This is a genomic window from Candidatus Contubernalis alkalaceticus, from assembly GCF_022558445.1.
In the GTDB taxonomy this organism is placed as follows: Bacteria; Bacillota; Dethiobacteria; order SKNC01; family SKNC01; genus Contubernalis; species Contubernalis alkaliaceticus.
Window position 1 is genome coordinate 316,558 of record NZ_CP054699.1, and the last position, 23,967, is coordinate 340,524.

Consider the following 23,967-nt stretch of genomic DNA (forward strand, 5'->3'; position numbering starts at 1 on the left):
ATAAACAGGAAGAATTAATAATTTATAAGGGTGAAAGCCGGGGGTAAAAATGGATCAGGCTAAAAAAAATATTACCGAAAAACCTATATTAAAAGTTCAAGAAATATTTAAATCTTTCGGGCATATCCAGGTTTTATCCGGGATATCTTTAGAAGTTAATTGTGGACAGGTGTTGGCTATTGTAGGGGATAATGGCGCAGGGAAAACTACTCTGATTAAAATATTATCCGGAGCACTAACACCAGATAAGGGTAGGATTATTTTTAACTCTGAAGAGTTCAGCAAAATGACTCCTTCAGTGGCCATACAAAAGGGAATATCAACGGTCTACCAGGATTTAGCCCTGGTAGACAGCAGGGATGTGGCCTGTAATGTGTTTTTAGGCAGGGAACCCTTAAAGGGAGGCTTTATTGTTGACAAGGGAAAAATGGTTGAACAGACCCGTATTCTGCTGGATAGTTTGCAAATCAGCGTTCCCCGGTTGGAAAATCCGGTAGGCTGCCTGTCCGGTGGACAAAGGCAGGCTGTTGCTGTAGCCAGGGCCATCCAGCAGGGGGGGAAAGTTATTATTTTTGATGAACCAACAGCAGCTATGGGAGTTCGCGAGTCGGCAAAAGTCTTGGAACTTATACAAATGTTAGGGAATCAGGGCTTTGCAGTAATGGTAATCAGCCATAATCTTCACCAGGTGTTTGCAATTTCAGATCGCATATGTGTTATCAGGCAGGGAAAGCTGGTGGGGGATTTCCAAACGGAGGAAACTGAACCCGGCGAAATAGTACAGTATATAACGGGGGCAAATTTAAAAAATGAGAAAGAATTTGAACAAAGCACTGATTGTTCAAGATTATGTCACACTGGCTCATAAACAAATAAAAAATAATATAGAACAGTCTTTTTCACAGGTGCTTCTGTTGGCTGCTCTTTTGGTTTTGGTAACAGGGTTGAGTTTATCTTCTCCCTTTTTTATGACCTGGGCAAATTTTAGAAATATTTTGGATCAAACTTCCCTGCATATTATTTTAGCCCTGGGAATGACTTTTGTAATTTGTACCGGGGGAATCGATTTGTCAGTGGGAGCCGTCGCGGCATTAAGCGGGGTGTCTATTGCTTATGCCATGAAAAGTGGGGTTTCCGTTTACCCGGCTGTTTTACTGGGTTTATTTACAGGAGTCTTGATTGGTGCTGGGAACGGTCTTCTGATTTCCCGGTTACGGATAAACCCATTTATTATAACCCTGGGTTCCATGTCTGTCAGCAGAGGTCTGGCCTTGATTATAACCGGAGGCATCCCTATTTATGGATTTGACCGGAGCTTTACCTGGTGGGGCAGCGGCCATATTGGTCCAGTCAATTCACCAATTATAATGGCAGGCTTATTGGTAGCAGCCGGTGCATTTGTTTTAAACATGACCAGGCTGGGTTATTATACTCTGGCTTTGGGAGGAAATGAAGAGGCGCTTCGAAGAACCGGGGCTTCAACCGTTTTCTATAAAACAATGGTCTATGCTCTTTGTGGGTTGACAGCGGCTCTGGCCGGGCTGATTTCTACAGCTCGTTTAAATACTGCCGAACCCCTGGCCGGTTGGATGTTTGAACTGGATGCTATTGCCGCAGTTGTTTTAGGAGGAACCAGTATGAACGGCGGGAAGGGCACCGTTGCCGGTACTGTGATCGCTTGTTTTCTGCTGGGGGTTTTGCGCAACGGCCTGACCATTCTTAGTATTCCGTCTTACTATCACCAGCTGCTGATTGGCATAATTATCCTGACATCAGTAGTGATTTCAGAAATACGTTCTCAAAAATAACAGTTCTCGGAGGCTTTACCATGGAAATTAACAAAAACGTGGTATATCAACAGTTTGTATCTGTTTTAGAAGGGCTTTTGGAGGCCGGGGAAAACCAGGTGTCCGGTAGATTATTGGTCGTTTCTTGCAGCATCAGTCGGGTGGAAGGCCGTCGAGAAGACACTACTGGAGACCCGGAACTGGCACGGGCTATATGCAGTGCATTATGGGATAACAAGCCCGTAGATATGTCTGCAGCAGTTCAGTGCTGTGAACATCTCAACCGGGCATTGATTGTAGAAAGGGAAACTCTGGTTCAAAAAAACCTGTCTGAAGTGAATGTGGTTCCTGTTTCTGAAGCCGGAGGAACATTTGCTGCTGTTTCTATGGAATTTTTTAATGATCCGGTAGTGGTAGAAACAATCCAGGGGGATTCAGGAATTGATATTGGATTGACCATGATTGGAATGCACCTGAAGCCGGTAGTCATGCCGTTACTTTTAGATACAGAATATATTGGAGGAGCCAGAGTGATAGCTGCCCGTACCCGGCCAAAACTGATTGGAGGTGAGCGGGCTCAGTATAAGAAGAAATAATTCTTTTGGAAAGGAGGGAATGAATGACAGCCGATGTAATAGGTCTGGGAGCATCAGCGATGGATATCGTCCTTACATGCGAAGAGCTCCCCAGGGAAGATGGATTTGCCTTTATCCACAGCGAAAAAATAATGCCCGGAGGAAGTTGTGCCAATGTCATGGTAGCTTTAAAAAAACTGGGGATTAAGGCTGCCCTGACAGCCAAAATTGGGGATGACCACTACGGCAGATTGTTTCAGGAGCAGCTGTTTAATACAGGAGTCGAAACCAGTTTTCTGGTTACAAAGAAGGGAGGCACAACCCTTCATACCTTTATCACTGTGGCCAGGAATGGGAAAAAAGCCATTTACGCTAACCTGGGGGACAGCCTGTTGGAATTGACCGAAGACGAAGTGAGTGTAGATATTTTGAGAGGAGCAAAGGTCTTTTATACAGATATGTTTGGAGCGGCACCTGCATTAAAGTTAGCCAGAGAATGCCGACGCAGAAATATCCAGGTGGTTTTTAACCTGCAGTGTTCACCCTCTTTTATGAATTTCTGCGGGGTCAGTTCTGAACAGCTAGAGGAAATGATTGCCCTTTGTCACCTCCTGGTAGTTTGTAAAGAGGGAATGAAAGAGTTGGCAGGTACCGATGTTCCTAAGGATGCAGGGGCTGTCCTTTACAGCCGCTATTCCCCGGATTCAGGTTTGATTACAACCCATGGCGAAGAGGGCTCAGTTTGGTGGAGAAAAGATCAAGTAGTTCAGTGCAGGGCATTTCCGGTGAAAGCCGTAGATACTACTGGTGCGGGGGATGCTTTTACAGGGGGCTTAATTTCAGCATACTATTTTAAAAATAATCAACCTGAAGACGCATTGAAATTTGCCAGTGCTTGTGCCGCCATTAAATGTATCCAACCTGGTGCCAGGTTGGATACCAGTGAAAAAGAAGTAAAAACCTTTATTAAAGAAAAGAGCTTTAACTAAAAGAGGAGGGTTATAATTTCAATGAATATAAAAAAAATAATCTGTATGGTATTAGTTACGGTATTGTTGTTTACCTTTGTTGGGTGCCAAAGCAGCACAGACAATAACGGCGGCAGCGAAGATGTACAGGCTGAACCGGTAAATGATGAAGAAACAGTAGATGAAACCCCGGCTGAGTCCGGTAACGAGGCCTATCTGGGTGCAGAAGCCAAGCTATTGGAATTCTTATCTCCCATTCCGGAAGTTAGCAGCAATTACAAAATTGCAGCGTTAGAAATTACCCTGGCTAATCCCTTTTGGGTGGTTATGCAAGAGGGTTATGAAGCAGCTGCAGAGGAATTTGGTGTAGAGGTGGATGTCATGGCTGCCCCCAAGGAGGATGATGTCAATTCTCAGCTGGATACACTGATGAACATTTTAACTAAAAATTATGATGCCGTGGCTATATCTGCTATTACCCCTTTCAATTTAATTCCCGGAGTTGCGCAAGCAACCAAAATGGGGATTCCTGTGGTGGCCGTAGGCACCAGTGTGGATGAAGAAGCGGCAAAAGAGGCAGATGCACGGGTGGAGGCTTTTATCACCTCTGATTTTGAAGAACAGGGCACAATGGGTGCGGAATTCATAATCGAAAAGATTGGTTCTGGAGAGGTTGCCATTATCGAAGGCCTTCCGGGAGCAGCTCAGGGTGAAGCCAGAAAAAATGGAGCAAAAAAAACCTTTGAAGCGAATTCAGATATCGAACTGGTTTCTGTCCAGCCAGGAAACTGGGATAGAAAAACGGCATATGATATTGCCTCTAATCTCATCCAGGCTCATCCTGAATTGAAAGGTATTTTCTGCGCCAATGACGTAATGGCTCTGGGAGTTGTTGAAGCATTAAAGGCTGCAGGGAAAAAAGATGATGTGGTAGTGGTAGGAGTAGACTTTATTGAGGAAGCCAAGGATTCTATCGTTGAAGGGGAATTGGATGCTACAGTAGCCATGTCACCCTATCTATTCGGTAAGGGAGGATTAATATTAGCCTTAAAAGTTTTGGAAGGTCATGAATTGAATGAAGAAATATACTGGACTCCTCTGGGTTTGGTTAGCGCTGAAAATGTTCATACTTTTGAGGGTTGGAAATAAATGCAATTTTCTTTTCTTGGCTGCCGGAGAACAACTTCTCCGGCAGTTTTAAAATCTTACTAATGTATGGTGCTGGTATATTGGAGGAAATAAAATGAGCAAAGTCTATTTTACTGATTTTGAAGGTTCACCAGGAAACAGTGTCATGAATAAATTGAAAAAATTATGCGGCAGGGCAGGTTTAGGAGAAATTATCAAGGAGAATGATCTGGTAGCGCTTAAGATGCATTTCGGGGAACTGGGAAATACCAGGATGCTCAGGCCCCAATTTATCACCTCGCTGGTGGAGTTAATTAAAAGTTATAAAGGAGCCCCGTTTTTAACGGACTGCAATACGCTGTTTTATAGAAATAGATATAATGGAGTCTGCCACCTGGAAACAGCAGGATACAATGGTTTTCACCAGTCGGTGGTGGGGGCTCCGGTGATTATCGCAGATGGGTTGAGAGGCCTTGATTACAGAATAGTATCTTTTAACGGGGAGAAAGTAAAAGTTGGGTCAGCAATTTATGAAGCCGATAAAATAATAACTGTTACTCATTTTAAAGGGCACGAAGATACCGGTTTTGGCGGTATCATAAAAAATTTAGGGGTAGGTGCTGTTGCCCGGCCTTATAAGCAGACCATTCATTCCCATGTGAAGCCATCTATAGAGCAGGAGCAGTGCAGAAGCTGTGGGACTTGCCGGGAAAACTGTCCTGAAAAAGCAATTAATTGTGATGGAAAAAAGCCGGTTATTATTCAAGAACAATGTAATAATTGTGGGTTATGCCTGGTAAACTGTCCAAACCGGGTCATACCCATACAATGGGAAAGGGATGACCTGGAAATGATAAAAAAAATGGTAAATGCATTTGGGGCAGTACTGTCTAACAAGCAGAACGGGGCATTTTTTGTAAGTTTTTTAGTAGACATAACGGCTATTTGTGATTGCCGTTCTTGGAGCCCCACCCCCCTGGTTGGGGATCTAGGGATACTGGCAGGGAATGATCCGGTAGCTGTGGAAAAAGCCAGCCTGGATCTGGTAGAGTCGGCGGTACGAAAAATTTATAATGATAAATGTCTTAAAGATTTTACCGGAAAAAATGGGCTATACCAAATAGAATATGCTGAAAAATTGGGGCTGGGCAGCAGTGAATATGAACTGATTCATCTATAATTTGCCCACCTGGAGAAGTAGATTATTTGAAGCTTACCTTAATTACGGGAGGTGTGTTACGGTGCAGCGGGGAGAAATTATTGAGGAGTTCAAAAACCTTCGGGAAAAAACCCTGGCCGGGATCATAGAATCGAGAGATAAGAACAGGAAAGTAATTGGAATATACTGTACCTACTGCCCTCAGGAATTGATATTGGCAGCAGGAGCTGTACCTGTTGGGCTTTGCGGTACCCGTCCAGATCCCATTCCCGCTGCGGAGGAGGCACTTCCTAGAAACCTGTGCCCTCTGATAAAATCTTCTTATGGTTATGCGGTTACAGATACCTGCCCCTTCTTCAGTTTTGCCGACCTGGTTATAGGGGAGACCACTTGTGACGGCAAGAAAAAAATGTTTGAAATCATGCAGGAATTAAAACCGGTATATATCATGCAGCTTCCACATCTTCAAAATGAGAGTTCTTTAAAAATGTGGGTGGAAGAAATACGGGATTTAAAAAATTTCTTAGAACAGAAGCTTGAAGTGGAAATAAGTGACCATAAAATAAAACATTATATGAAATTAGTAAATAAGGTAAAGCTGCGAGTAAAAGAAGTATGTGATTTGAACCAGGCAGATCCCCCTTTATTAACCGGGCTGGAACTCATGACCGTTTCCTGGTCCAGCGGTTTTTATCGGGGAGATGTTTTACAGCTCCTGGATCAAATAAAAAATGCTGCGCTTTTTTGCAAGCAGCCCTCCATTGAATCAAAACGTCCCCGAATATTACTAACCGGCTGCCCAGTGGGGCGGGGTTCGGAAAAAATTATCCGCCTTGCAGAAGAAGAAGGAGGGAGTATTGTTGCCATGGAGAGCTGCGGAGGGTATAAAAACTTAAGCTTATATTCTGATACAAGTTCGGATGACCCCATTGCTGCACTGGCAAAAAAATATTTCCGGATTCCCTGCTCATGTATGACTCCCAACTTATATCGTATGGAACTGCTTGAACAAATGATGGAGGATTTTACAGTTGAGGCTGTTATTGACCTCACTTGGCAGGCCTGCCATGCTTATAATATAGAAGCTTATGAAGTGAAAAATCTGGTAAAGAGAAAAGGTATCCCTTATCTGCATATTGAGACGGATTACTCTACCTCTGATGAAGAGTACCTGAGATTAAGGATACAGGCACTACTAGAGATTGTTTAAACTTGATTTTTTGACAAGCAGGCAGAAAAAACTATACAGCCTGTGAATACGAAAGGTTTAAATGAAGAAGTTAATCAAAGTTAATCAAATTTAACTTCTCTTTTTCACACCTGCACCCTGGATATTATTCCGAGCTCGGAGTATAATATCCCTATATAACATTTGTTGGAGTGAGGCCTTATGAAGTATATTACCGTGCAGGAAGCGGCAGATAAGTGGAAGATATCTGAGCGGCGGGTGAGAACGTTGTGTCGGAATGGTCGTATCCATGGTGTTACACGAATGGGATGGGTCTGGTTTATACCGGAGAACGCCCAAAAACCGGTTGATGCCAGAACTACCCGCCATAAGTTATTAAAACCGAAAGAAATACGGCCAGGGAATATTAGTTTTGATGCCATAGACAAAAAAAGGCGGCAGCTGGACAGAATAAGGCCGCTGCCCAAAAATACGTTGAAAGCTCTGCAAAAACACATGCTGCTGGAGTGGACGTATAATTCCAATGCCATTGAGGGCAGCACGCTGACTTTATCGGAAACAAAGGTAGTTCTTGAGGGTATAACCGTTGGCGGAAAAACAATCAGGGAGCATTTGGAGGTAATTAATCACAAGGCGGCCATATTATATATTGAGGAACTGGTGCAGTCAGGCGAATCCCTAACCGAGTGGAATATAAAAAGCCTGCACCGGCTGGTCTTGAAAAAAATTGATGATAAAAATGCAGGGATGTATCGTCTTGAGTATGTGGTTATCAGCGGGGCTGAACATAGACCGCCGGTGCCTGTTTTAATTAAGCAGCAGATGGAACAGCTGATAGAACATTATAATAATGTATGGCATAAACTGCATCCCGTAGAAAGGGCTGTTCTGCTTCATGGTGAATTTGTAAAAATACATCCCTTTATCGATGGAAACGGCAGAACAGCAAGACTGCTGATGAACTTTGAATTGATTAAATCCGGTTTTCCTCCTGCTGTTATCAAGGCCGAAAAAAAACTGGAGTATTATGAAGCATTGGATCTGGCCCATACCACAGGAAAATACAGCAGGTTTATTAAGCTGCTGTCCCAGTGTGTGGAGCAGAGCCTGCATCTATGGTTGAGTGTCAGCAGTTAACAATTAGAAGAGCGGTGGGACTCTTCATTATATTGATTACCTATGCTGATTATCGGCTTCCCTGAGGCACTGTGCGGTGTTCCAAAGCCGATTGAACCTTCCAAAGGGTTTATATCAAACCAGCAATCTTTTGTTGCAGTACTTGAAGCGGCTGAATTAACGAGGCTGCAGTAATTGAAGGAGAAGGGGTTCCTGCTGTGGAAAATAGTAAATTATATAACAACATTAACATAGAGGAATTAAGATGCCTGGCCCAAAAATACAACCTGGACCTGCTGGTTCTACTGGGAAGCTATGGAACCGAAAACTTTAAATCAGGGGAAAGTGATATAGATATTGCTTTTTTGGCGGGTGATGCTTTACAGGGTAACCGGTGCATGCAGTTTTTAACCGATCTGAGCATTCTTTTTAAATATGGTAAAATTGATTTGATTGATTTAAAGAAAACTTCGGGACTTTTGAAGTATGAAATAGCTGACAAGGGTAGGCTGCTGTACGAAAGCAAAAACGGGTTTTTTTTAAGATACAGTCTTTACTGCCTTCGCTATTATTATGACACGAAAAAATTCAGGGTGTTAAAAAAAGAATATTTTCAGGAGAAGTTGGGGGTGCTGCTGGATGGGGAAATTTGAATTGGAAGTTGTACAGGAAAAGCTGGCCGCTTTACAACAGTATTACCAGGAACTCAAAGAGTTGGGGAGTATTACATTTAAAGAATACTGCAGTAATAACCTTTATAAGAGAACCGCAGAACGGCTTATACAACTGATTGTAGAGGCAGCAACAGATATTAATAATGTACTGTTAAAAACCCTGGATAAAGGCATGTCCCCTGACTATTTTTCTTCCTTTATAAAGCTGGCAGAAGCAGGTGTTATAACTATTGATTTTGCCCTGGAAATTGCTCCTTCCACCGGCTTAAGGAATATTATTGTTCATGAATATCAACGAATAGATGACAGTTTAGTTTATGATTCCATACAGGAAACTTTAAAGTACTATTTGCTTTACATGAAGCAGATCAATGATTATATCAACCGGTCATAATTGAAAAAAAGTAATTATTACTACATCGAAAATTAGTACTAAAGCGATTGCTCCGGAAACGGTTTCGACGCCTTGGAGCGCAGGGTCCAGGTAAACCTTCCTTGAATATATTGCTTAAGTTTGATTAGAATAATAATAACCTAATTTAAGGGAGGTAACGAACAATATGCATAAAGAAGTAAGCAGCAAAATACACGGTGAAATTAAGGATATTAAATTTGATGGATTAATGGCCCAAGTTATTCTTTGAGTTGGCGGCTGAGGGGAAGATAACCCAAGACACTAGGGTTAATTTTCCTTGAATATATGATTTTATTAAGTTAAAAATATTTATATAAAATGTTCAAGGGAGGTTACCTTTTGGAAGCAGGAGTAAGGAACAAATTGCACGGCCAAATAGAAGATATTAAATATGATGGATTAATGGCTCAAATCACTATGTGAGTTGGTGGATGAGGGGATAATACCCCCAGGCTCACGTCCGTGATGACGCGAGACAGTTTACAAGATGCTGGTTTTAAAACAGGGGATCAGATTGATGCTTTGGTAAAAGCAATCAACGTAGTAATGGTTAAACACTAAACACAGAAGGGGATGCTGCTCAAGGCGAGCTATGAAGCTCGCCTGTGTAGCTTCTTTTATTTTAAATAACATTGATTTAATTTTTTAGGCCTCTAGTTATATTACTCTAGTTTCCGAATTTCCCTGGGCACATAACTGGTCCTTCTGCCCCCAGTCCTTACTCCATACAGCAGTGCCCGGTCCGTAAAGTTCAAAACCATGGGCATCAGGTCCCGCCCCTTCATGCGAATGCTGCCTTTGGCACAGCTTCTCTCCCCGAAAGACTGAACATTGTCTACCCGGACTCCCTTTCCCAGAAACATGATGGGCACCGGTTCCCCGGAATGAATCAGCTTACCACAGCTGGGGGTTGAGTGGTCGGCGGTGACCACCAGGAGAATATCTTTCTTATTATAATCTAGTTTTATAAGGGGGCCCAGAGTACAGTCCAGTTTTTCTATGACTTCCTTTTTGAAGCATGGGTTTTTAGTATGGGCTGCGTCATCAGTTTCTTTGGTGTGCACCTGTATAAAGTCATAATCGGCCTTTAAGGCCTTTTGGATTCCTTCGCCAAAATTCAAACATTTTTGGTAGTCCATCCCTAGAAACATGGCAACTCCTTTTAACAGATTGTTGGCTCCCATGACCAGGGAGGACATGCCGTGCTTTTCGTAGAAAGGAGGAAGGGTTTTCTTTTTCCCTGCCCACTTGGTGATGATGAAATTAGCGGGAGTTTTTCCCTGTTTCATTCTCTTTTTATTGACAGGGTGAATTTTTAGGTTCTGATAAGTTTCTACCAGGAAACGGTTTACTACCTGGGCGGTAAAAGCGGCTCTAGTGTCTTTCGTTTCAAAGGGTTCAACTCGAATTATGTGTTTCCACTCATAGAAAGGGTCGGAGTCCGAGATGTCGGCGCTGATGCCGTCACCTTTCAGGGTGATAATTCCGTGCATGTCGAAGGAGTGTTTCCAGCTAATTTTTACTCCCTGTATTTCTTTGGGTATGCTCTCCGACAAAATATTCATTTCTTCCAGGTTCAGTTCCCGGGCGTACCGGTCAATCAGACGGAATCCATCGTTCTTCTCCACCGTCGAAAAGCAGCACCGCATGTAAACTTCGTCCTCCTGGAGAGGGATTCCCTCTCCCAGGGCTTCAATAGCTCCCCTTCCTGGAAAGTCTTTTAAGTCATATCCATACAGAATAAAATGGGCGGTTTCCGTGCCCAGGGGCACTCCCTGTTGGTAAGGAATCATTATGCCGGATTCTGCTCTTTTACAAAGGGAATCCAGGTGAGGAGTGTGGGCTGCCTCCAGGGGAGTTTTATCCCCTAACTCCGGGTAGACCCGGTCGCCCAGGCCGTCAAATAACAAAAGGATGGTTTTCATATTATTTTTTCCACCTCTTTAATCAGTTCTGATCGACTGATTTCTTGGTTTTCTATATATAATTGGGTTACTTTTCTCAAAACAGGCCCCAGGAAATTTTCTAAGAACTGTTTGATTTTTCTTTCTTCATATATAGCATGTCCGTATAAATCTCGATAATTACCGCTGTATGAGCATTCCGGATGGTTTTTACCTTCTTTCCATTCCCAGCCGATAAGTTTTTCTATTTCCTTACCCCTTTGTATATTTCTTAAAGGCAACAGGAGTTCCACTTCAAATTCCGCCAGGATTTTTTTATAAAAGGATAAACAGAGAGGAAGCTGATTTATTTTAATTTTCTGGTCATGGCTTTCCCTTTCCCCGGAAATAATTTTTGCCCCCAATTTTAGAGCCATGGGAACTCGAAGTATATGGAAGTAGGCGTGACAGCCGATACAGGGGGTATAAAATCCGAATTTCTCAATAATTAGTGATGCAAACCTGCCGTTGATAACGCTCCAAAGGTCAGGGCTGCTGTAAAAGACGAGAGGATAGAGTATTTTACCTTTCCCGTAAATCTCTATAATGCGTTCTTTCAGGTATAGATGGTTTTCTTTCAAAGTGTCAACTTCTCCGTATTCCGTTCCGGCAAAGGAAGCCACTGGGAGTATATGTCCAATACCGCTGTCCTCAAAAGCTTTAATGATGGCGGCTACGCTGTCCCTGCCGGAAAATTCCCCAATAACAGTTTCTTTGGGCAGCTCACCCAACATTTGTTGAATTATTTCGGATGCTGTATTGTCAAAAAGCATTAAGGTCTCCTTTTTAAAAAAGTAGTTTACTTAATTTATAATCCTATAATTCCCGAGAAACAGAGAGATTCCTCTTGTTTTAATATTATGAATTGTTATAGTTTGGCTTTCATTTGCAGCAAAATAGTTATATTTGCCTACAGGCTGCTTAAGGAACTGCATCTTTTTAATATAATCCATACTATATAAAAAGAATCAATCCGGCATAATATCCCCCACTGCTTTAATCCTGTCAATTACCACATCCCTGACTAAGACGCCGGTGTCCTCAAGAATGGCTCCCGTGGCAAACTCAGAATAACCATCACCGCCCACAGCCAGAAAGCTGCTTACCGCTGTAGTATAATCTTTATCGTCGTGAATCTTCGTAATACCTGTTGTCTGCAGCTTTCCCATACTTCGATTTATTGGTTTTTCGAGGATGTTTTTTATTACTTTTCCTTTGAGCAAAATTTTTAAGACTGTATTATCAAAGGGTAAGTTTTGAATAATATCTGATACAAAAAGGTCTCCGGCTTTTACGGCTGCCCTGAAAGCCCCTGAATTAATAAATCCTATATCGGCGCTGACTTTCCTTTGCATAGCCTCAGCGACAAATCTGCCCCAAAAGGTTTCTCTTTCATAATCAATAATTAGATCTTTGTTTGTGAAGCCAATTTTTTCAGTTTTTGTTGAATCTCCCTGTTGTTGTTTCTGTATTATTTGTAATATTTGAGGATGTATTTCTTTTTTAGTCCTGGACTTTTCTATTTTAATTTCTCTGGAATTAATAATAAATTTTTCTTTAAGGCCCGGATTTATTATTATTTCAATATGTCCAATACCTTCCCCATATGCACCTGCCTGGACTACTTTGATTCCATTTATTTCTCCCGAAATGTGTTGATGGGTATGAGCTGCAATAAACCCATGAAGATCTTGTTTATTAAAATGTTTCAACAATTCTGCCGTTTCCCCTCGGATAACATCTCCAGGGTTATCCTGAAATGCTCCGATATGTCCAATACCTATAATTATATCTGCTCCCTGGTTCTTAACCCGGTCTATTTCTTTTTTCAGAGAACTGACAGAATTGCTCACCTGAATATCCCCTAGTTCTTCTCGCAGGCAAATCTTAAAGCATTCTTCCGTAGTCAGTCCAATGAAAGCAATATTTACTCCAGATACATGTATCAAGATAGAAGGTTTAATAAAACTTGGCCTTTTACCTGTTTGTTTGTTATATAAATTACAGGATATGAGAGGACAGTCCAGATGTTTTTGGATTTCCTGAAGATATGTTTTTCTTTTGGGAAACCAGTCAAAGTCATGATTGCCAACCGTCATGGCGGCTGTACCCACAAGGTTCATCAGCTGGATGGTAAGGTAACCGGGAGATTTGTTCATCAAGGCCGGGCTTTCAAACATATCACCGGAGGAAACAATGATAGTATTTTCAGGATTACTGCTTTTTAAAGATAGAAGTTTAGAAAACACTGAGGCTGCACTATAATGCCTTCGGGGTTCAATAATTCCATGAAAATCATTTATGGAGTAGATGTCTATCTTTTGTAAGTTATTTACCTTCATTCAAGAAGTCTCCTATTTCAATTTTTTTGAAGAATATCTTTAAATATCTCCGTTATTCTATTGGGATAATCCTCTGGTTCTTCCCCGTAAAAAGGCTTAGTTCTTTCAATGAATAGCATAATTGTAAAGAGCAGTCCCGTCAAGAATCTGCCCTGGAGATATTTTTTGAGAAATTGTGCAGCATACACATTCTATACTGTTAAATTGCTATAGAGTGGTAAGCAGGTGGGGAAGATGCTGTAAATTATTATTCCAAAGGGAAGAAAGATTAATGTTTGGGGAAAATGATAATGAACTAATTTTTATGGAAATTCGGGCAGAACAAGGTATGATCGTCACTGATTTGTGATTATATAGTTTGGTATTAAAAGGGTTTTTTCCTGCTTGTGTTGAACTTACACTAAAAATGTAGTCTGGAGCTGAAGTTTGTGGATTATAAAGAAATATTTACAGAAATGGATGGTCTAAAGTCTATTTTGGATTTTCAAGAAGGGATTTCTGAGAGATTTGATAAAGATTTTAAAGGCCTGAATAGCCTTTTTGAGAGTCTTTCGGATATTTATTTGACTACGGTAAAGAGGTTGAGGGGAAGGCTTGGAGCACCGACCAGTACCGGTGAGAAGGATGAAGTTACCTTTTTATTGTTAGCCAGGATTTTCAACCATTCTCTCAGCGCTTATCTGCTGCTGCAAAGGGGAATGTTAATTGATGCTGCTGCGGTGATCAGGCAGGTGCTGGAGACCCAATGGCTGTTGGAGTATTTTTATAAATATCCCCATAAAGTGGACAAATGGATGCAGGGGAAGATTATAAAACCCAGCGAGGTAAGGAGAAATTTAAAACTGGACCAGGAGCGCTCCTTGATTTATGACGAATATTGTAAGATGACTCATAATAACATTGAATCCGCCAGGTATTTCAGCGGTGAGGACGAGGATGCCGACTGCATTGTGTTTGGAGGCTATTATAATCCGCTTTACCTGGAACAGCTTTTCAGTGAACTGATTATCTATCTTACCACTACTCTTTTTATAATCAACTATGAATACCGGGAAGAACTAAAAGACTTGACTTCAATTACAAGAAAGCTAAATGATATGCTTAAAATTATTTTTGCCAGGCTGTTAGATATCAGCACCTTGGAAGATTGACCATTTTTAAGAATATTTTATTTTTTTAGGGGGTATAAGAACTTTGAATAAGAAAGTTTTAATTGTGGATGACGAGGAGTCCATTTTAAAACTGATTCAATTCAACCTGGAGAAATCAGGGTTTGAGGTAGTAACTGCAGAAGATGGATTGAGGGCTTTAGAATTGGTGAAACAGAATGAGCCTGATTTAATTATTTTGGATATCATGCTGCCCGGGATTGACGGAATTGAAGTATGCCGGAGCCTGAGAAAAGAGGACATAAATCTTCCTGTTCTTATGTTAACGGCTAAAGAAGACGAAATTGACAAGATTTTAGGCCTGGAGATCGGGGCTGATGATTATATGACCAAACCTTTTAGTGTCAGAGAACTGATTGCCAGGGTAAAGGCTTTACTGCGCCGTTCTTTTCAATACGGGGATAAAGGTGAGGAGAGGCTCAGGGTAAATGACCTGGAGGTTTTTCCAGATCGGTATGAGGTCATGGTGAGGGGTGAAAGTATTACTTTAACTCCAAAGGAGTTTGAGCTTTTAGAGGTCCTGGTTAGATCTAAGGGTAAGGTTTTGCATCGAAAATATCTGTTGAACAAACTATGGGGATATGATTATTACGGGGATACTCGTATTGTGGACGTGCATATAAGCAATCTGCGGGAAAAGATTGAACTTGACTCCGGCAAGCCCGAGTATATTAAAACGGTCCGGGGAGTGGGATATAAATTTAGGGAGTAAAACCCTTTTAGAAAAAATAGAGACATTCTTTGAGGTCTACCTGAACCCAAGAGGATGTCATTTTTTTTCTTTAATTGTGGATAATAGGGATAACCTGTGTATAAAATGTCGCAATAGGGCCTAAGAGTTGTCAGTAAACGACGGAATTTAGCCTGGAGGCAAAAAAAATGCTTAAAAGTCTTCGTGGAAAGTTTATTCTAACTTATCTGGTTTTAATAAGCATAGTAGTTATTGTGTTGGGTATATATCTATTAAGCTTGTTTGAGCAGAACTACCATAAAACCCTGAGGAATAACCTTCATCACCAGGGTATACTGGCTGCTGCCGTAAGTAAAGATTCTTTTGATTCTACGGACCCGGTGGCAAAAATGGAGGAGCTTTCGGAGAAGATTGCTGAGGATATTAAAGTCCGGGTAACTATTATAGATTACCAGGGGGTAGTTTTAGGAGATTCAGAAGAATTGGCAGTTGAAATGGAAAATCATATTAACCGTCCTGAATTGGTAAGAGCTATTCAAGAGGGAGTGGGTTTTTCCTCCCGTTTTAGTATTACTACAAATCAGGATTTTTTTTATGCTGCAGTACCGGTTTATTCCAATGGTCAGCTCCTGGGTTTTGTTCGTTTATCTCTTCCCATGACTGAATTGAACCAGGCTAGAATTACAATATGGACAGCAGTTATTTTGTCGCTCTTGTTGGCACTTATAATATCAGTTTGGGTCAGTGTTAAATATGCCAAAAATATTACGGTCCCTTTGGAGGAAATTGCCATTACTGCTCAGAATATCGCCCGGGGTAATTTTGATCAAACCATTGATATCAAGGGGGAAGATGAAATTGGTCAGTTGGGGGCAGCTTTTAATCATATGGCCCAGACCTTGAAGGAAAAAGTCCAGGAAATTGTGCGAAGTAAAAGTCAGTTGGAAAGTTTTTTGTCCAGTATGGTGATTGGGATTATACTGCTGGATCGGGAAGGGAAAATTATTCTCTCTAACCCTGCGGCAGAAGCGATAATTTCATTTTCGCAGGAGGAAGTAGTGGGTAAATCTCATCTCAGTGTGTTGAGGGATTACCAACTGTCAGAAAAAGTAGAAAGTGTACTGAAAACAGGAAAAACTCAGAGATTGGAGATTGTTCTAAACTTTCCCTACGAAAAAATATTGGAAGTAAATCTGGCTCCGGTGAAGGATGTGCAGGAAAAAGTAATTGGCCTGGTTATTGCCATTCATGACATTACAGAAATTAGAAGGCTTGAGAAGGTTCGCAGTGAGTTTATCGCTAATGCCACCCATGAACTTCGTACCCCGGTGACTTCTGTGAAAGGGTTTGCAGAAACGCTGCTGGAACAGGAAACCCTAGAGGATCCCCAGCTGGTGAGAGAATTTTTAGAAATTATTGAAAGGGAAGCCGAGAGGCTGAACCGGTTAATTAATGACCTTTTGGAGCTGACAAAAATTGAGTATGATGGCCTGGTAAAATTTGTCCCTGTTGACGTTAAAGGTTTAATTGAAGAAACTTCAAAGAAGTTGGAACTGCAGATTAAAAAGAAAACTTTAAAGCTCTGCCTGGATTTACCGGATTCACCTGTACATGTTCTGGGGGATGAGGATAAAATACATCAGGTACTGTTAAATCTTCTGGATAACAGCATGAAGTATACTCCAGAGGGAGGCAGTATTAAAGTTACACTTTTGGAAAAAGTTAAGGAAATATTAGTGGTAGTGGAGGATACAGGCATTGGGATTCCCAGAGAAGAGATTTCAAGAATATTTGAAAGGTTTTACCGGGTGGATAAAGCCCGCAGCAGGAAAATGGGGGGAACCGGTTTAGGGTTGGCTATTGTTAAACACATTATTGAAACTCATCATGGTCGAATCTGGGTAGAAAGCAACTTGACCCAGGGAAGCAGATTCTATTTTACTCTGCCCAAGAGGACATCATGAAATATGTTTCTTTACAAAACCTTTACACAGGATTGACGATAGATTAACAAGCTTTCGATACAATGACATAAAGGGGAATTATTGAACCTACAAGGGGATTGGGGGTGTTCTAGTTGAAGCACCGGGTCAGCATAGAAAAACAAGTCAAAATTAATATAGAAAATTTAAGGTTTAATTATGGAAAGGTTTTGGCCTTAGAAGTGCCGCATATTCAGTTATATGAAAATAAGATTACTGCTCTCATTGGCCCTTCCGGCTGCGGCAAGTCTACTTTTTTACGGGTCTTAAATCGTATGAACGACCTGATAGAAGATACAACCGTAGAGGGAAAGGTTTATATTGATAAGGAAAATATTTATGCAAATGGAGTAGATGTGGTGAATTTGAGGAAAAAGGTAGGGATGGTTTTTCAAAGTCCCAATCCATTCCCGAAGTCTATTTTTGATAATATTGCCTATGGCCCCAGAGTTCATGGGCTAAAGGATAAGAAACGGTTAAGACAAATTGTTGAGCAGAGCCTTCAGCAGGCAGCATTATGGGAGGAAGTAAAGGACAGGCTCTGGAAACCGGCTTTAGGGCTTTCAGGGGGGCAGCAGCAGAGGTTGTGTATCGCCCGGGTGTTGGCAGTTCAGCCGGACATTATATTGATGGATGAGCCAACTTCGGCTTTGGATCCTATAGCTACTTTGAGAATTGAGGAATTGATTCAAGACTTAAAAGAGGAGTATACCATTGTGATTGTAACCCATAACCTGCAGCAGGCCGCCAGGGTTTCAGATTATACTGCCTTTTTCCTGCACGGTAAAATCGTAGAGTATGGACCAACCGATGATATATTTACTAATCCAGCAGAGGAAAAAACTGAGGATTATATAACCGGAAGATTTGGGTAGTATCCCGGTGAATATACACCCGGGAGCTGGGTTTTTCGAAAAAGTATTTTAATCCATCTTATATAATGGGGTGATTGCTGTGGCACGAAAAACCTTTGATGCAGAGTTAGATGAGCTACAAAAGGATATACTGAAGTTGGGCGGGCTGGTAGAACAGGCGATATTTAATGCGGTGAAATCTTTGGTTGAAAAGAATGCTGCCCTGGCCAGAGAGGTTATTGACAACGATGATATTATCGATCAGTATGAACTGGATATCGAGCACAAATGTCTGACTTTGATTGCTCGGCAGCAGCCTATTGCCCGGGATTTAAGGACCATCGGTACTGCTTTGAAAATTATTACTGATCTTGAAAGAATGGCTGACCATGCTACAGATACCGCCAAGGTAACAAAAAGGTTGGAAGGGCAGGAATACATTAAGCCGCTGATTGATATCCCTCATATGGCTCAATTGACCCAGAAGATGGTGTCTGACAGTTTGCAGGCCTTTATCCGTAGAGATACAAAACTGGCCCTGCAGATGATTGAGATGGACCACCAGGTAGACCATTTATATCGTCAGATTTTTCGAGAACTTTTGGTTTTTATGATGGAGGACCCCAGGACCATCACTCAGGCTACTTATCTGCTTATAGTTGCCCGGAATCTGGAGAGGATTGCTGATCATGCCACAAATCTGGGAGAATGGATTATCTACATGGTGACCGGTGTCAGGAAGGAAAAGTTAAATGATTAAAATTAGTAAAATATAGAATAACAAAACCCTGACTAAATAAGTCAGGGTTTTGTTATTAGTGAACTACATGATCTAATTGTATGATTTTTCAATTAATATGTGGTATGATTAAAATGTCATAACGATATGTTTGTTGTTTTTTTAGTATATTTTTTACAAGTTATGCTTGAACTTCATCGTCCATAAAATGTAATTCCGGGTTAAAGAGGATATTTATTCTGGTACACGAATATAAAGGTAGGACTAATTTGCCCAGTTCGGTTTAAAGTATATTATCAGGAAGGGGTACTTAAAAATGAAAAGTGATAAAAAGGGTCAGCGGGTTCAATCTGTGGAAAGGGCTCTGTATCTCCTGGAAATACTATCTCAGGTTGGGAACCCGATGACCTTAAGTGATATAAGTGAAAAGGCAGGGCTGAATATCAGCACGGTCCACCGTCTGCTGCACACGTTAATATCACATCAATTTGTGCAGCAGGACTTGAACAGTGGTAGATATCGTTTGGGTTTAAGAATATTTGAAATAGGTAGTAAAGCTTTATACAGTTTGGATATTCGTCAGGTTGCCAGGCCGGACCTTCAAGAACTGGTGGACACCTGTAACGAAACGGTTAATATGGCTATCCTTGATCAGGGAGAAGTAGTCTATATCGAGCAGGTTGAATCTACCAATATGATAAAAATGTTTGCCCGGGTAGGCAGCCGAGGGCCGGCTCATTGTACCGGCGCAGGGAAAGTTCTGCTTTCGTATGTAGAGGAACCGGAATTGACGAATATTTTGAAAAATAAAGGCATGGCTAGTTTTACTCCCCATACTATTACGGAACCCAATCAGTTACGGGAGGAACTGAGTCTGATTCGGGAGCGGGGGTATTCCTTGGATATTGAAGAGATGGAAGAAGGGGTTAAGTGCATTGCTGCTCCTATCAGGGACCACGAGGGAAGAGTAATAGCTGCAGTCAGCATATCCGGACCGGTAGCTCGCATGACTGAAAAGCGCCTGAAAGATATGATTATTCAGAATTTAACAGATACAACTCAGAAAATATCAATTAATTTAGGATATCAGAATATGTCCTCGGAACGGGTAATGGACCTGCCTTTAGCTTAGGGGCATATTTAACATATTGTTTAATATGTTATTATAAGGTTAATTTTTTATTGGGGTGGTTACATTGTATTTATTTATAGGATACCTGATTGTTTTTCTGGCCAGGTGTTTAGATATTTCGCTGGCAACTATTCGAATACTGATGATATTACATGGACAGAGAGTTTATGCTGCCATCATAGGTTTTTTTGAATCTCTTATATTTATTGCGGTTTTAACTTATGTACTCCATGAATTGAACGATTTTCCCAGTTTATTTTTTTACGCTCTGGGCTTTGCTACAGGGAACTATTTAGGTATTTTTATTGAAGAAAAAGTGGCAATTGGTTGTGCTAATATACAGGTAATTTCTAAAACAAATTCAGATTGTTTAATTGAAGAAATGCGGGGAAAAGGTTTTGGGGTAACCGTGGTTGACGGACACGGCCGGGAGGGTAAGCTCAGGAAAATTATCCATGTGTTGATTAAAAGAAAAGATATGAAAGTTTTGATGGACCTGATTGAAAAAATTGATGAGCATGCCTTTGTGACTGTCCTTGATACTAAAAAAACTATGGGGGGTTATTTTTCTAAAATTAAAGTTAAATAACTCAGTTTAAAAATAAGACGATGAAAATGTAGAAATGATTAACATTATGGAGAGGGATTAAATGGAAGCTTTGAAATCGATTGCTCTTTTGGATTCAGGGGTTGGCGGACTTACAGTAGTAAAAGAAATTCTAGATCAACTGCCCCATGAGAGGATTGTTTATTTTGGGGATACTGCAAGGATGCCGTATGGACCCAGGCCTCAGGAGGAAGTAAGAAAATTTTCCATGCAGATTATTGATTTTTTACAGACCCAGGATATTAAGCTGGTGATTGTTGCTTGTAATTCTGCCAGTGCTGCCGGACTTCCTTATTATCAGCAAAATGTAAAATATCCGGTAATAGGTGTGATTGAACCAGGGGTTAGGGCGGCTCTGTCCTATACTGCAATAAAAAAAGTAGGAGTCATAGGCACCGATGGCACTATAAACAGCGGAGCTTATGAAGAGTGTATCCGAAGGCTGGACCCCCAGGTAGAAATATATAGTATGGCCTGTCCACTTTTTGTGTTGATCGTTGAAAATAATTTGATTACAGCTAAGGAAACAAAGAAAGTAGCGGAAGAATATTTAAAGCCCCTCAAAGAGGTGGGTGTAGACGTTTTAATTTTAGGCTGCACTCACTATCCATTAATGGCAGAAGTCATTCAGGAGGTAATGGGACCAAAGGTTAGATTAATCAGCTCTGCGGAAGAAACTGCCCGGGAAGCAAAGGAAATATTGAAGGGGAACAATCTGCTGAACCCCAGTGATAATTCCTGCCATCACCGTTTTTTTGTGAGTGCTTCTCCGGAAAACTTTGTGGGAATCGGTGAAAACTTAATTAATATAAAAGTAAAAGCTTATCAGGTAATTCTGCCGGGCATATAAAACTATAGTTTTTGGTGGACTGTTCCCTCTCACTAGAGGGAATTTTTTTTTGGCTATTTTGGAATTATTTTCATGTGTGCTGTATATATATTTAAATAAACAAATATTTATATGGAGGTGTTACAAGATGGTCGCAAAATATTTCAAGATAATGGTTGTTTTATTGGTCGTGGCTTTTTTGTTAATCGGCTGTTCGCCTGGAGGCCTTTTTCAGGAGGAAGAAACAGAATCAGAGGAATATCACCAGGAGGCGCTGCCTGAAGAAGAAAACTTAAGGGAAACTATTTTTTATTATCTGTATCAGGGAGCTTACCTTGTTCCGGTAGAAAGGAGTATTCCCTGGGAGGATGGTATTGCTAGAACCACTATTACGCGGCTGGTAAGCAGTCAGCAGGTTGACGGATTTTTAAATGGCACGGGTCTAGATGCACCACTGCCTGCCGGCACGGAAATAGTGGGTTTAACCATTAGAGATGGATTGGCTCACATTGATTTCAGCGAAGAATTTTTAGAGGTTAAGGAGGGACAAGAAAGAACCTTGCTGGATGCAGTGGTATTCACTTTAACCGAATTTGGCACTGTTGAGCAGGTAGAAATACAGGTGGAAGGAAAGCTTCTGGAGGAATTCCCAAAGGGGGTAGCCATTGAGCAGCCTTTGGACCGGGAAAGAGGGATTAACCTGGAGGTGTCAGAAGATGTGGAAAACTTAAGAGATACTTCAAAAGTGTTGGTTTATTTCTGCGGTAGTGGAGAAGAAGCACTAACTTATATTGTACCGGTTACTCGAGTAATTCCTGAAACCGCTGATGAAATTGAAGCGGCTTTAGAGGAACTTTTAAAGGGGCCTAAACCTGGTAGTCAGCTTTTCTCCGACATTGATTCCAGAGTTGAGATCAACGGTTTGCAGGTGCAAGAGGGTCTGGCTACCATAGATTTTTCAGAGGAATTTTTGGCATATCATGGTGGAGCCACTGCAGAGGAAAATATTTTAAGGCAGATTGTGCTGACTCTATCTCAATTTCCCGAAATTAATAGAGTCTCTATCCTGGTTGATGGAGAGGTTCCGGAACTGACCAGGGAAATGCCTATCCAGATTCGATAGTAATAATTTGGCTATGCAGTTTTATATAACAAAATATTAGGGCTCAGATTTTAAAAAATTTGGTTTCTAAAGGAAAAGGAAGACTGGAGAGTCTTCCTTTTCTAATAAAATATATGGGAATTTTATTTACATTCTGGTAAAATATATAAGCATAGGAAGTTAGTTGTTTAAAAAAATGGAGGTATTTTATGCGAAAAGATGGCAGAGGGCCTGATGATATTAGAGAAGTAAAAATTACCCGATCATTTACTAAACATCCTGAAGGCTCGGTACTGATTGAAGTAGGGGACACCAAGGTAATCTGCAATGCCACTGTGGAGCAGAAAGTACCTTATTTTATGAAGGGTGAAGGCAAAGGGTGGATCACTGCAGAATATTCTATGCTTCCCCGGGCTACACAAACCCGTAATGTGAGGGAATCGGCCAGGGGGAGGTTGGGGGGAAGGACCCACGAAATTCAGAGGCTCATCGGCAGGTCTCTCCGCTCAGTGATTGACCTGAAAGCATTGGGAGAGAAGACGATTTGGATTGATTGTGATGTAATTCAAGCGGACGGTGGAACTAGGACTGCTTCCATTACCGGAGCCTATATTGCTTTGGTGGATGCCCTATATAAGCTGTTAAAGGAAAATCACATAACCCGTTTTCCGGTAAAAGATTTTTTGGCCGCGGTGAGTGTAGGAATTGTAGAACAAAAAGAACTTCTGGATTTAAACTTTGAAGAAGATTCTAAAGCCCAGGTGGATATGAACCTGGTTATGACTGGTGACGGAAGCCTGGTAGAAATACAGGGAACAGCTGAGGGAGAGCCTTTTTCCCAGGATTTAATGCTCAATCTTTTAATCTTAGCTCAAAAAGGTACCTCGGAATTAATTGAATATCAAAAGAAAGTTTTAGGGCCGGCAGTTTCTCTGATCGGGGGAATTAGGGAATGATTTCTCTAGTTATTGCAACCAGGAATCTGGGGAAGGTGAAGGAATTTAAGGAGATACTTACAGGTCTGCCTTTTGAGGTTTTATCGCTGTTGGACTTTCCTCAATGTCCTGAGATTATTGAAGATGGTGATACGTTTCAGGAAAATGCTGTTATTAAAGCCCAAGCCTTAAATGATTTTACAGAGTGTATTGTGTTGGCCGATGATTCTGGGCTTGAGGTAGACTATTTAAAGGGGAGCCCCGGGGTCTATTCAGCTCGCTTTGCCGGTGAAGGTGCAACTGATGAAGAAAATAATAAAAAATTACTGCAGCTCATGTCCCATGTCCCTTGGGAGCAGAGAGGGGCGCAGTTTACCTGTGTGATTGCGATATCCCGGCCCCAAAAGGAAACGGTAGTAATTAAGGGCAGCTGCCGGGGGATAATTACCCGGGAACCCCGGGGAAATATGGGTTTTGGTTATGATCCCCTGTTTTTAGTCCAGGAATATGGAAAAACATTTTCGGAACTGGGACCAGAAATAAAGAATAATATAAGTCATAGGGGTAATGCCATGAAAAAAGCGATAGAGGTATTAAAGGGGTTTGTTGAATAAGCCCTTCCATTGTGAAA

At 41.3% G+C, this 23,967-nt stretch carries 24 protein-coding genes; 21 read left to right on the forward strand and 3 right to left on the reverse strand.

The genetic code is table 11. The features are described 5' to 3' along the window. The first annotated feature begins 49 nt into the window (after positions 1-49). The 10 genes from HUE98_RS01455 to hepT all read left to right on the forward strand — a co-directional run bounded on the left by HUE98_RS01455 (position 50) and on the right by hepT (position 8,990). Positions 50-868, forward strand: coding sequence for an ATP-binding cassette domain-containing protein (locus tag HUE98_RS01455; RefSeq protein ID WP_241422125.1), 819 nt, complete (start codon positions 50-52; stop codon positions 866-868). After that, positions 810-1,808, forward strand: coding sequence for an ABC transporter permease (locus HUE98_RS01460; protein WP_241422126.1), 999 nt, complete (start codon positions 810-812; stop codon positions 1,806-1,808). Before HUE98_RS01455 ends, HUE98_RS01460 begins: the two co-directional genes overlap by 59 nt. A 20-nt stretch (positions 1,809-1,828) precedes the next feature. Further along, complete coding sequence (locus HUE98_RS01465) at positions 1,829-2,383, forward strand: TIGR01440 family protein (protein ID WP_241422127.1); 555 nt, start codon at positions 1,829-1,831, stop codon at positions 2,381-2,383. A gap of 23 nt (positions 2,384-2,406) precedes the next feature. Continuing rightward, positions 2,407-3,351 (forward strand): carbohydrate kinase family protein, encoded by a 945-nt coding sequence (locus HUE98_RS01470; protein WP_241422128.1) that lies wholly within the window; start codon positions 2,407-2,409, stop codon positions 3,349-3,351. A 21-nt stretch (positions 3,352-3,372) separates the two neighbouring features. Further along, complete coding sequence (locus HUE98_RS01475) at positions 3,373-4,479, forward strand: sugar ABC transporter substrate-binding protein (protein ID WP_241422129.1); 1,107 nt, start codon at positions 3,373-3,375, stop codon at positions 4,477-4,479. A gap of 94 nt (positions 4,480-4,573) precedes the next feature. Then, a complete protein-coding gene (locus tag HUE98_RS01480; protein WP_241422130.1) occupies positions 4,574-5,638 on the forward strand; it encodes a DUF362 domain-containing protein in 1,065 nt (354 codons plus the stop codon). 61 nt (positions 5,639-5,699) lie between these two features. After that, positions 5,700-6,827 (forward strand): double-cubane-cluster-containing anaerobic reductase, encoded by a 1,128-nt coding sequence (locus tag HUE98_RS01485; protein ID WP_241422131.1) that lies wholly within the window; start codon positions 5,700-5,702, stop codon positions 6,825-6,827. Positions 6,828-7,211: 384 nt separating this feature from the next. Then, positions 7,212-7,943: a Fic family protein gene (locus HUE98_RS01490; RefSeq protein WP_455423874.1), complete on the forward strand. Its 732-nt coding sequence runs from the start codon at positions 7,212-7,214 to the stop codon at positions 7,941-7,943. Positions 7,944-8,140: 197 nt separating this feature from the next. Further along, positions 8,141-8,575, forward strand: a complete 435-nt coding sequence (mntA, locus tag HUE98_RS01495; RefSeq protein ID WP_241422133.1) for a type VII toxin-antitoxin system MntA family adenylyltransferase antitoxin — start codon at positions 8,141-8,143, stop codon at positions 8,573-8,575. After that, the gene (gene hepT, locus HUE98_RS01500) at positions 8,562-8,990 is read left to right on the forward strand and encodes a type VII toxin-antitoxin system HepT family RNase toxin (protein WP_241422134.1); all 429 of its coding nucleotides are present in this window, start codon (positions 8,562-8,564) and stop codon (positions 8,988-8,990) included. The genes mntA and hepT overlap by 14 nt, the downstream gene beginning before the upstream one ends. A gap of 683 nt (positions 8,991-9,673) precedes the next feature. Here hepT and HUE98_RS01505 read toward each other — a convergent pair. The 3 genes from HUE98_RS01505 to HUE98_RS01515 form a co-directional block, all read right to left on the reverse strand. Continuing rightward, positions 9,674-10,936 (reverse strand): alkaline phosphatase family protein, encoded by a 1,263-nt coding sequence (locus HUE98_RS01505; protein WP_241422135.1) that lies wholly within the window; start codon positions 10,934-10,936, stop codon positions 9,674-9,676. Further along, entirely contained in the window at positions 10,933-11,727 is a 795-nt protein-coding gene (locus HUE98_RS01510) for a hypothetical protein (protein ID WP_241422136.1), read from the reverse strand. The genes HUE98_RS01505 and HUE98_RS01510 overlap by 4 nt, the downstream gene beginning before the upstream one ends. Before the next feature lie 195 nt (positions 11,728-11,922). After that, a complete protein-coding gene (locus HUE98_RS01515; RefSeq protein ID WP_241422137.1) occupies positions 11,923-13,296 on the reverse strand; it encodes a bifunctional metallophosphatase/5'-nucleotidase in 1,374 nt (457 codons plus the stop codon). 428 nt (positions 13,297-13,724) lie between these two features. Between HUE98_RS01515 and HUE98_RS01520 the strand changes: the two genes are divergently transcribed. From HUE98_RS01520 to HUE98_RS01570, 11 genes are all read left to right on the forward strand, one after another. Continuing rightward, complete coding sequence (locus HUE98_RS01520; protein WP_241422138.1) at positions 13,725-14,447, forward strand: DUF5677 domain-containing protein; 723 nt, start codon at positions 13,725-13,727, stop codon at positions 14,445-14,447. Between the two features lie 43 nt (positions 14,448-14,490). Next, positions 14,491-15,177 carry a response regulator transcription factor gene (locus HUE98_RS01525; RefSeq protein ID WP_241422139.1) on the forward strand — a complete coding sequence of 229 codons (687 nt, stop codon included), beginning with the start codon at positions 14,491-14,493 and terminating at the stop codon, positions 15,175-15,177. 167 nt (positions 15,178-15,344) lie between these two features. Continuing rightward, positions 15,345-17,120 (forward strand): two-component system histidine kinase PnpS, encoded by a 1,776-nt coding sequence (gene pnpS / locus HUE98_RS01530; RefSeq protein ID WP_241422140.1) that lies wholly within the window; start codon positions 15,345-15,347, stop codon positions 17,118-17,120. Positions 17,121-17,233: 113 nt separating this feature from the next. After that, complete coding sequence (gene pstB / locus HUE98_RS01535) at positions 17,234-18,013, forward strand: phosphate ABC transporter ATP-binding protein PstB (RefSeq protein ID WP_241422141.1); 780 nt, start codon at positions 17,234-17,236, stop codon at positions 18,011-18,013. 79 nt (positions 18,014-18,092) lie between these two features. Then, positions 18,093-18,752: a phosphate signaling complex protein PhoU gene (phoU, locus tag HUE98_RS01540; protein ID WP_241422142.1), complete on the forward strand. Its 660-nt coding sequence runs from the start codon at positions 18,093-18,095 to the stop codon at positions 18,750-18,752. A gap of 295 nt (positions 18,753-19,047) precedes the next feature. Then, positions 19,048-19,863, forward strand: a complete 816-nt coding sequence (locus tag HUE98_RS01545) for an IclR family transcriptional regulator (protein ID WP_241422143.1) — start codon at positions 19,048-19,050, stop codon at positions 19,861-19,863. 55 nt (positions 19,864-19,918) lie between these two features. Next, positions 19,919-20,452 (forward strand): DUF2179 domain-containing protein, encoded by a 534-nt coding sequence (locus tag HUE98_RS01550; protein WP_241422144.1) that lies wholly within the window; start codon positions 19,919-19,921, stop codon positions 20,450-20,452. Between the two features lie 61 nt (positions 20,453-20,513). Next, complete coding sequence (gene murI, locus HUE98_RS01555) at positions 20,514-21,320, forward strand: glutamate racemase (RefSeq protein WP_241422145.1); 807 nt, start codon at positions 20,514-20,516, stop codon at positions 21,318-21,320. Between the two features lie 127 nt (positions 21,321-21,447). Beyond that, entirely contained in the window at positions 21,448-22,422 is a 975-nt protein-coding gene (locus tag HUE98_RS01560) for a GerMN domain-containing protein (RefSeq protein WP_241422146.1), read from the forward strand. A 188-nt stretch (positions 22,423-22,610) separates the two neighbouring features. Beyond that, positions 22,611-23,357, forward strand: coding sequence for a ribonuclease PH (gene rph, locus HUE98_RS01565; RefSeq protein WP_241422147.1), 747 nt, complete (start codon positions 22,611-22,613; stop codon positions 23,355-23,357). Continuing rightward, positions 23,354-23,950, forward strand: a complete 597-nt coding sequence (locus HUE98_RS01570) for an XTP/dITP diphosphatase (RefSeq protein ID WP_241422148.1) — start codon at positions 23,354-23,356, stop codon at positions 23,948-23,950. The genes rph and HUE98_RS01570 overlap by 4 nt, the downstream gene beginning before the upstream one ends. The last annotated feature ends 17 nt before the right edge of the window (positions 23,951-23,967 follow it).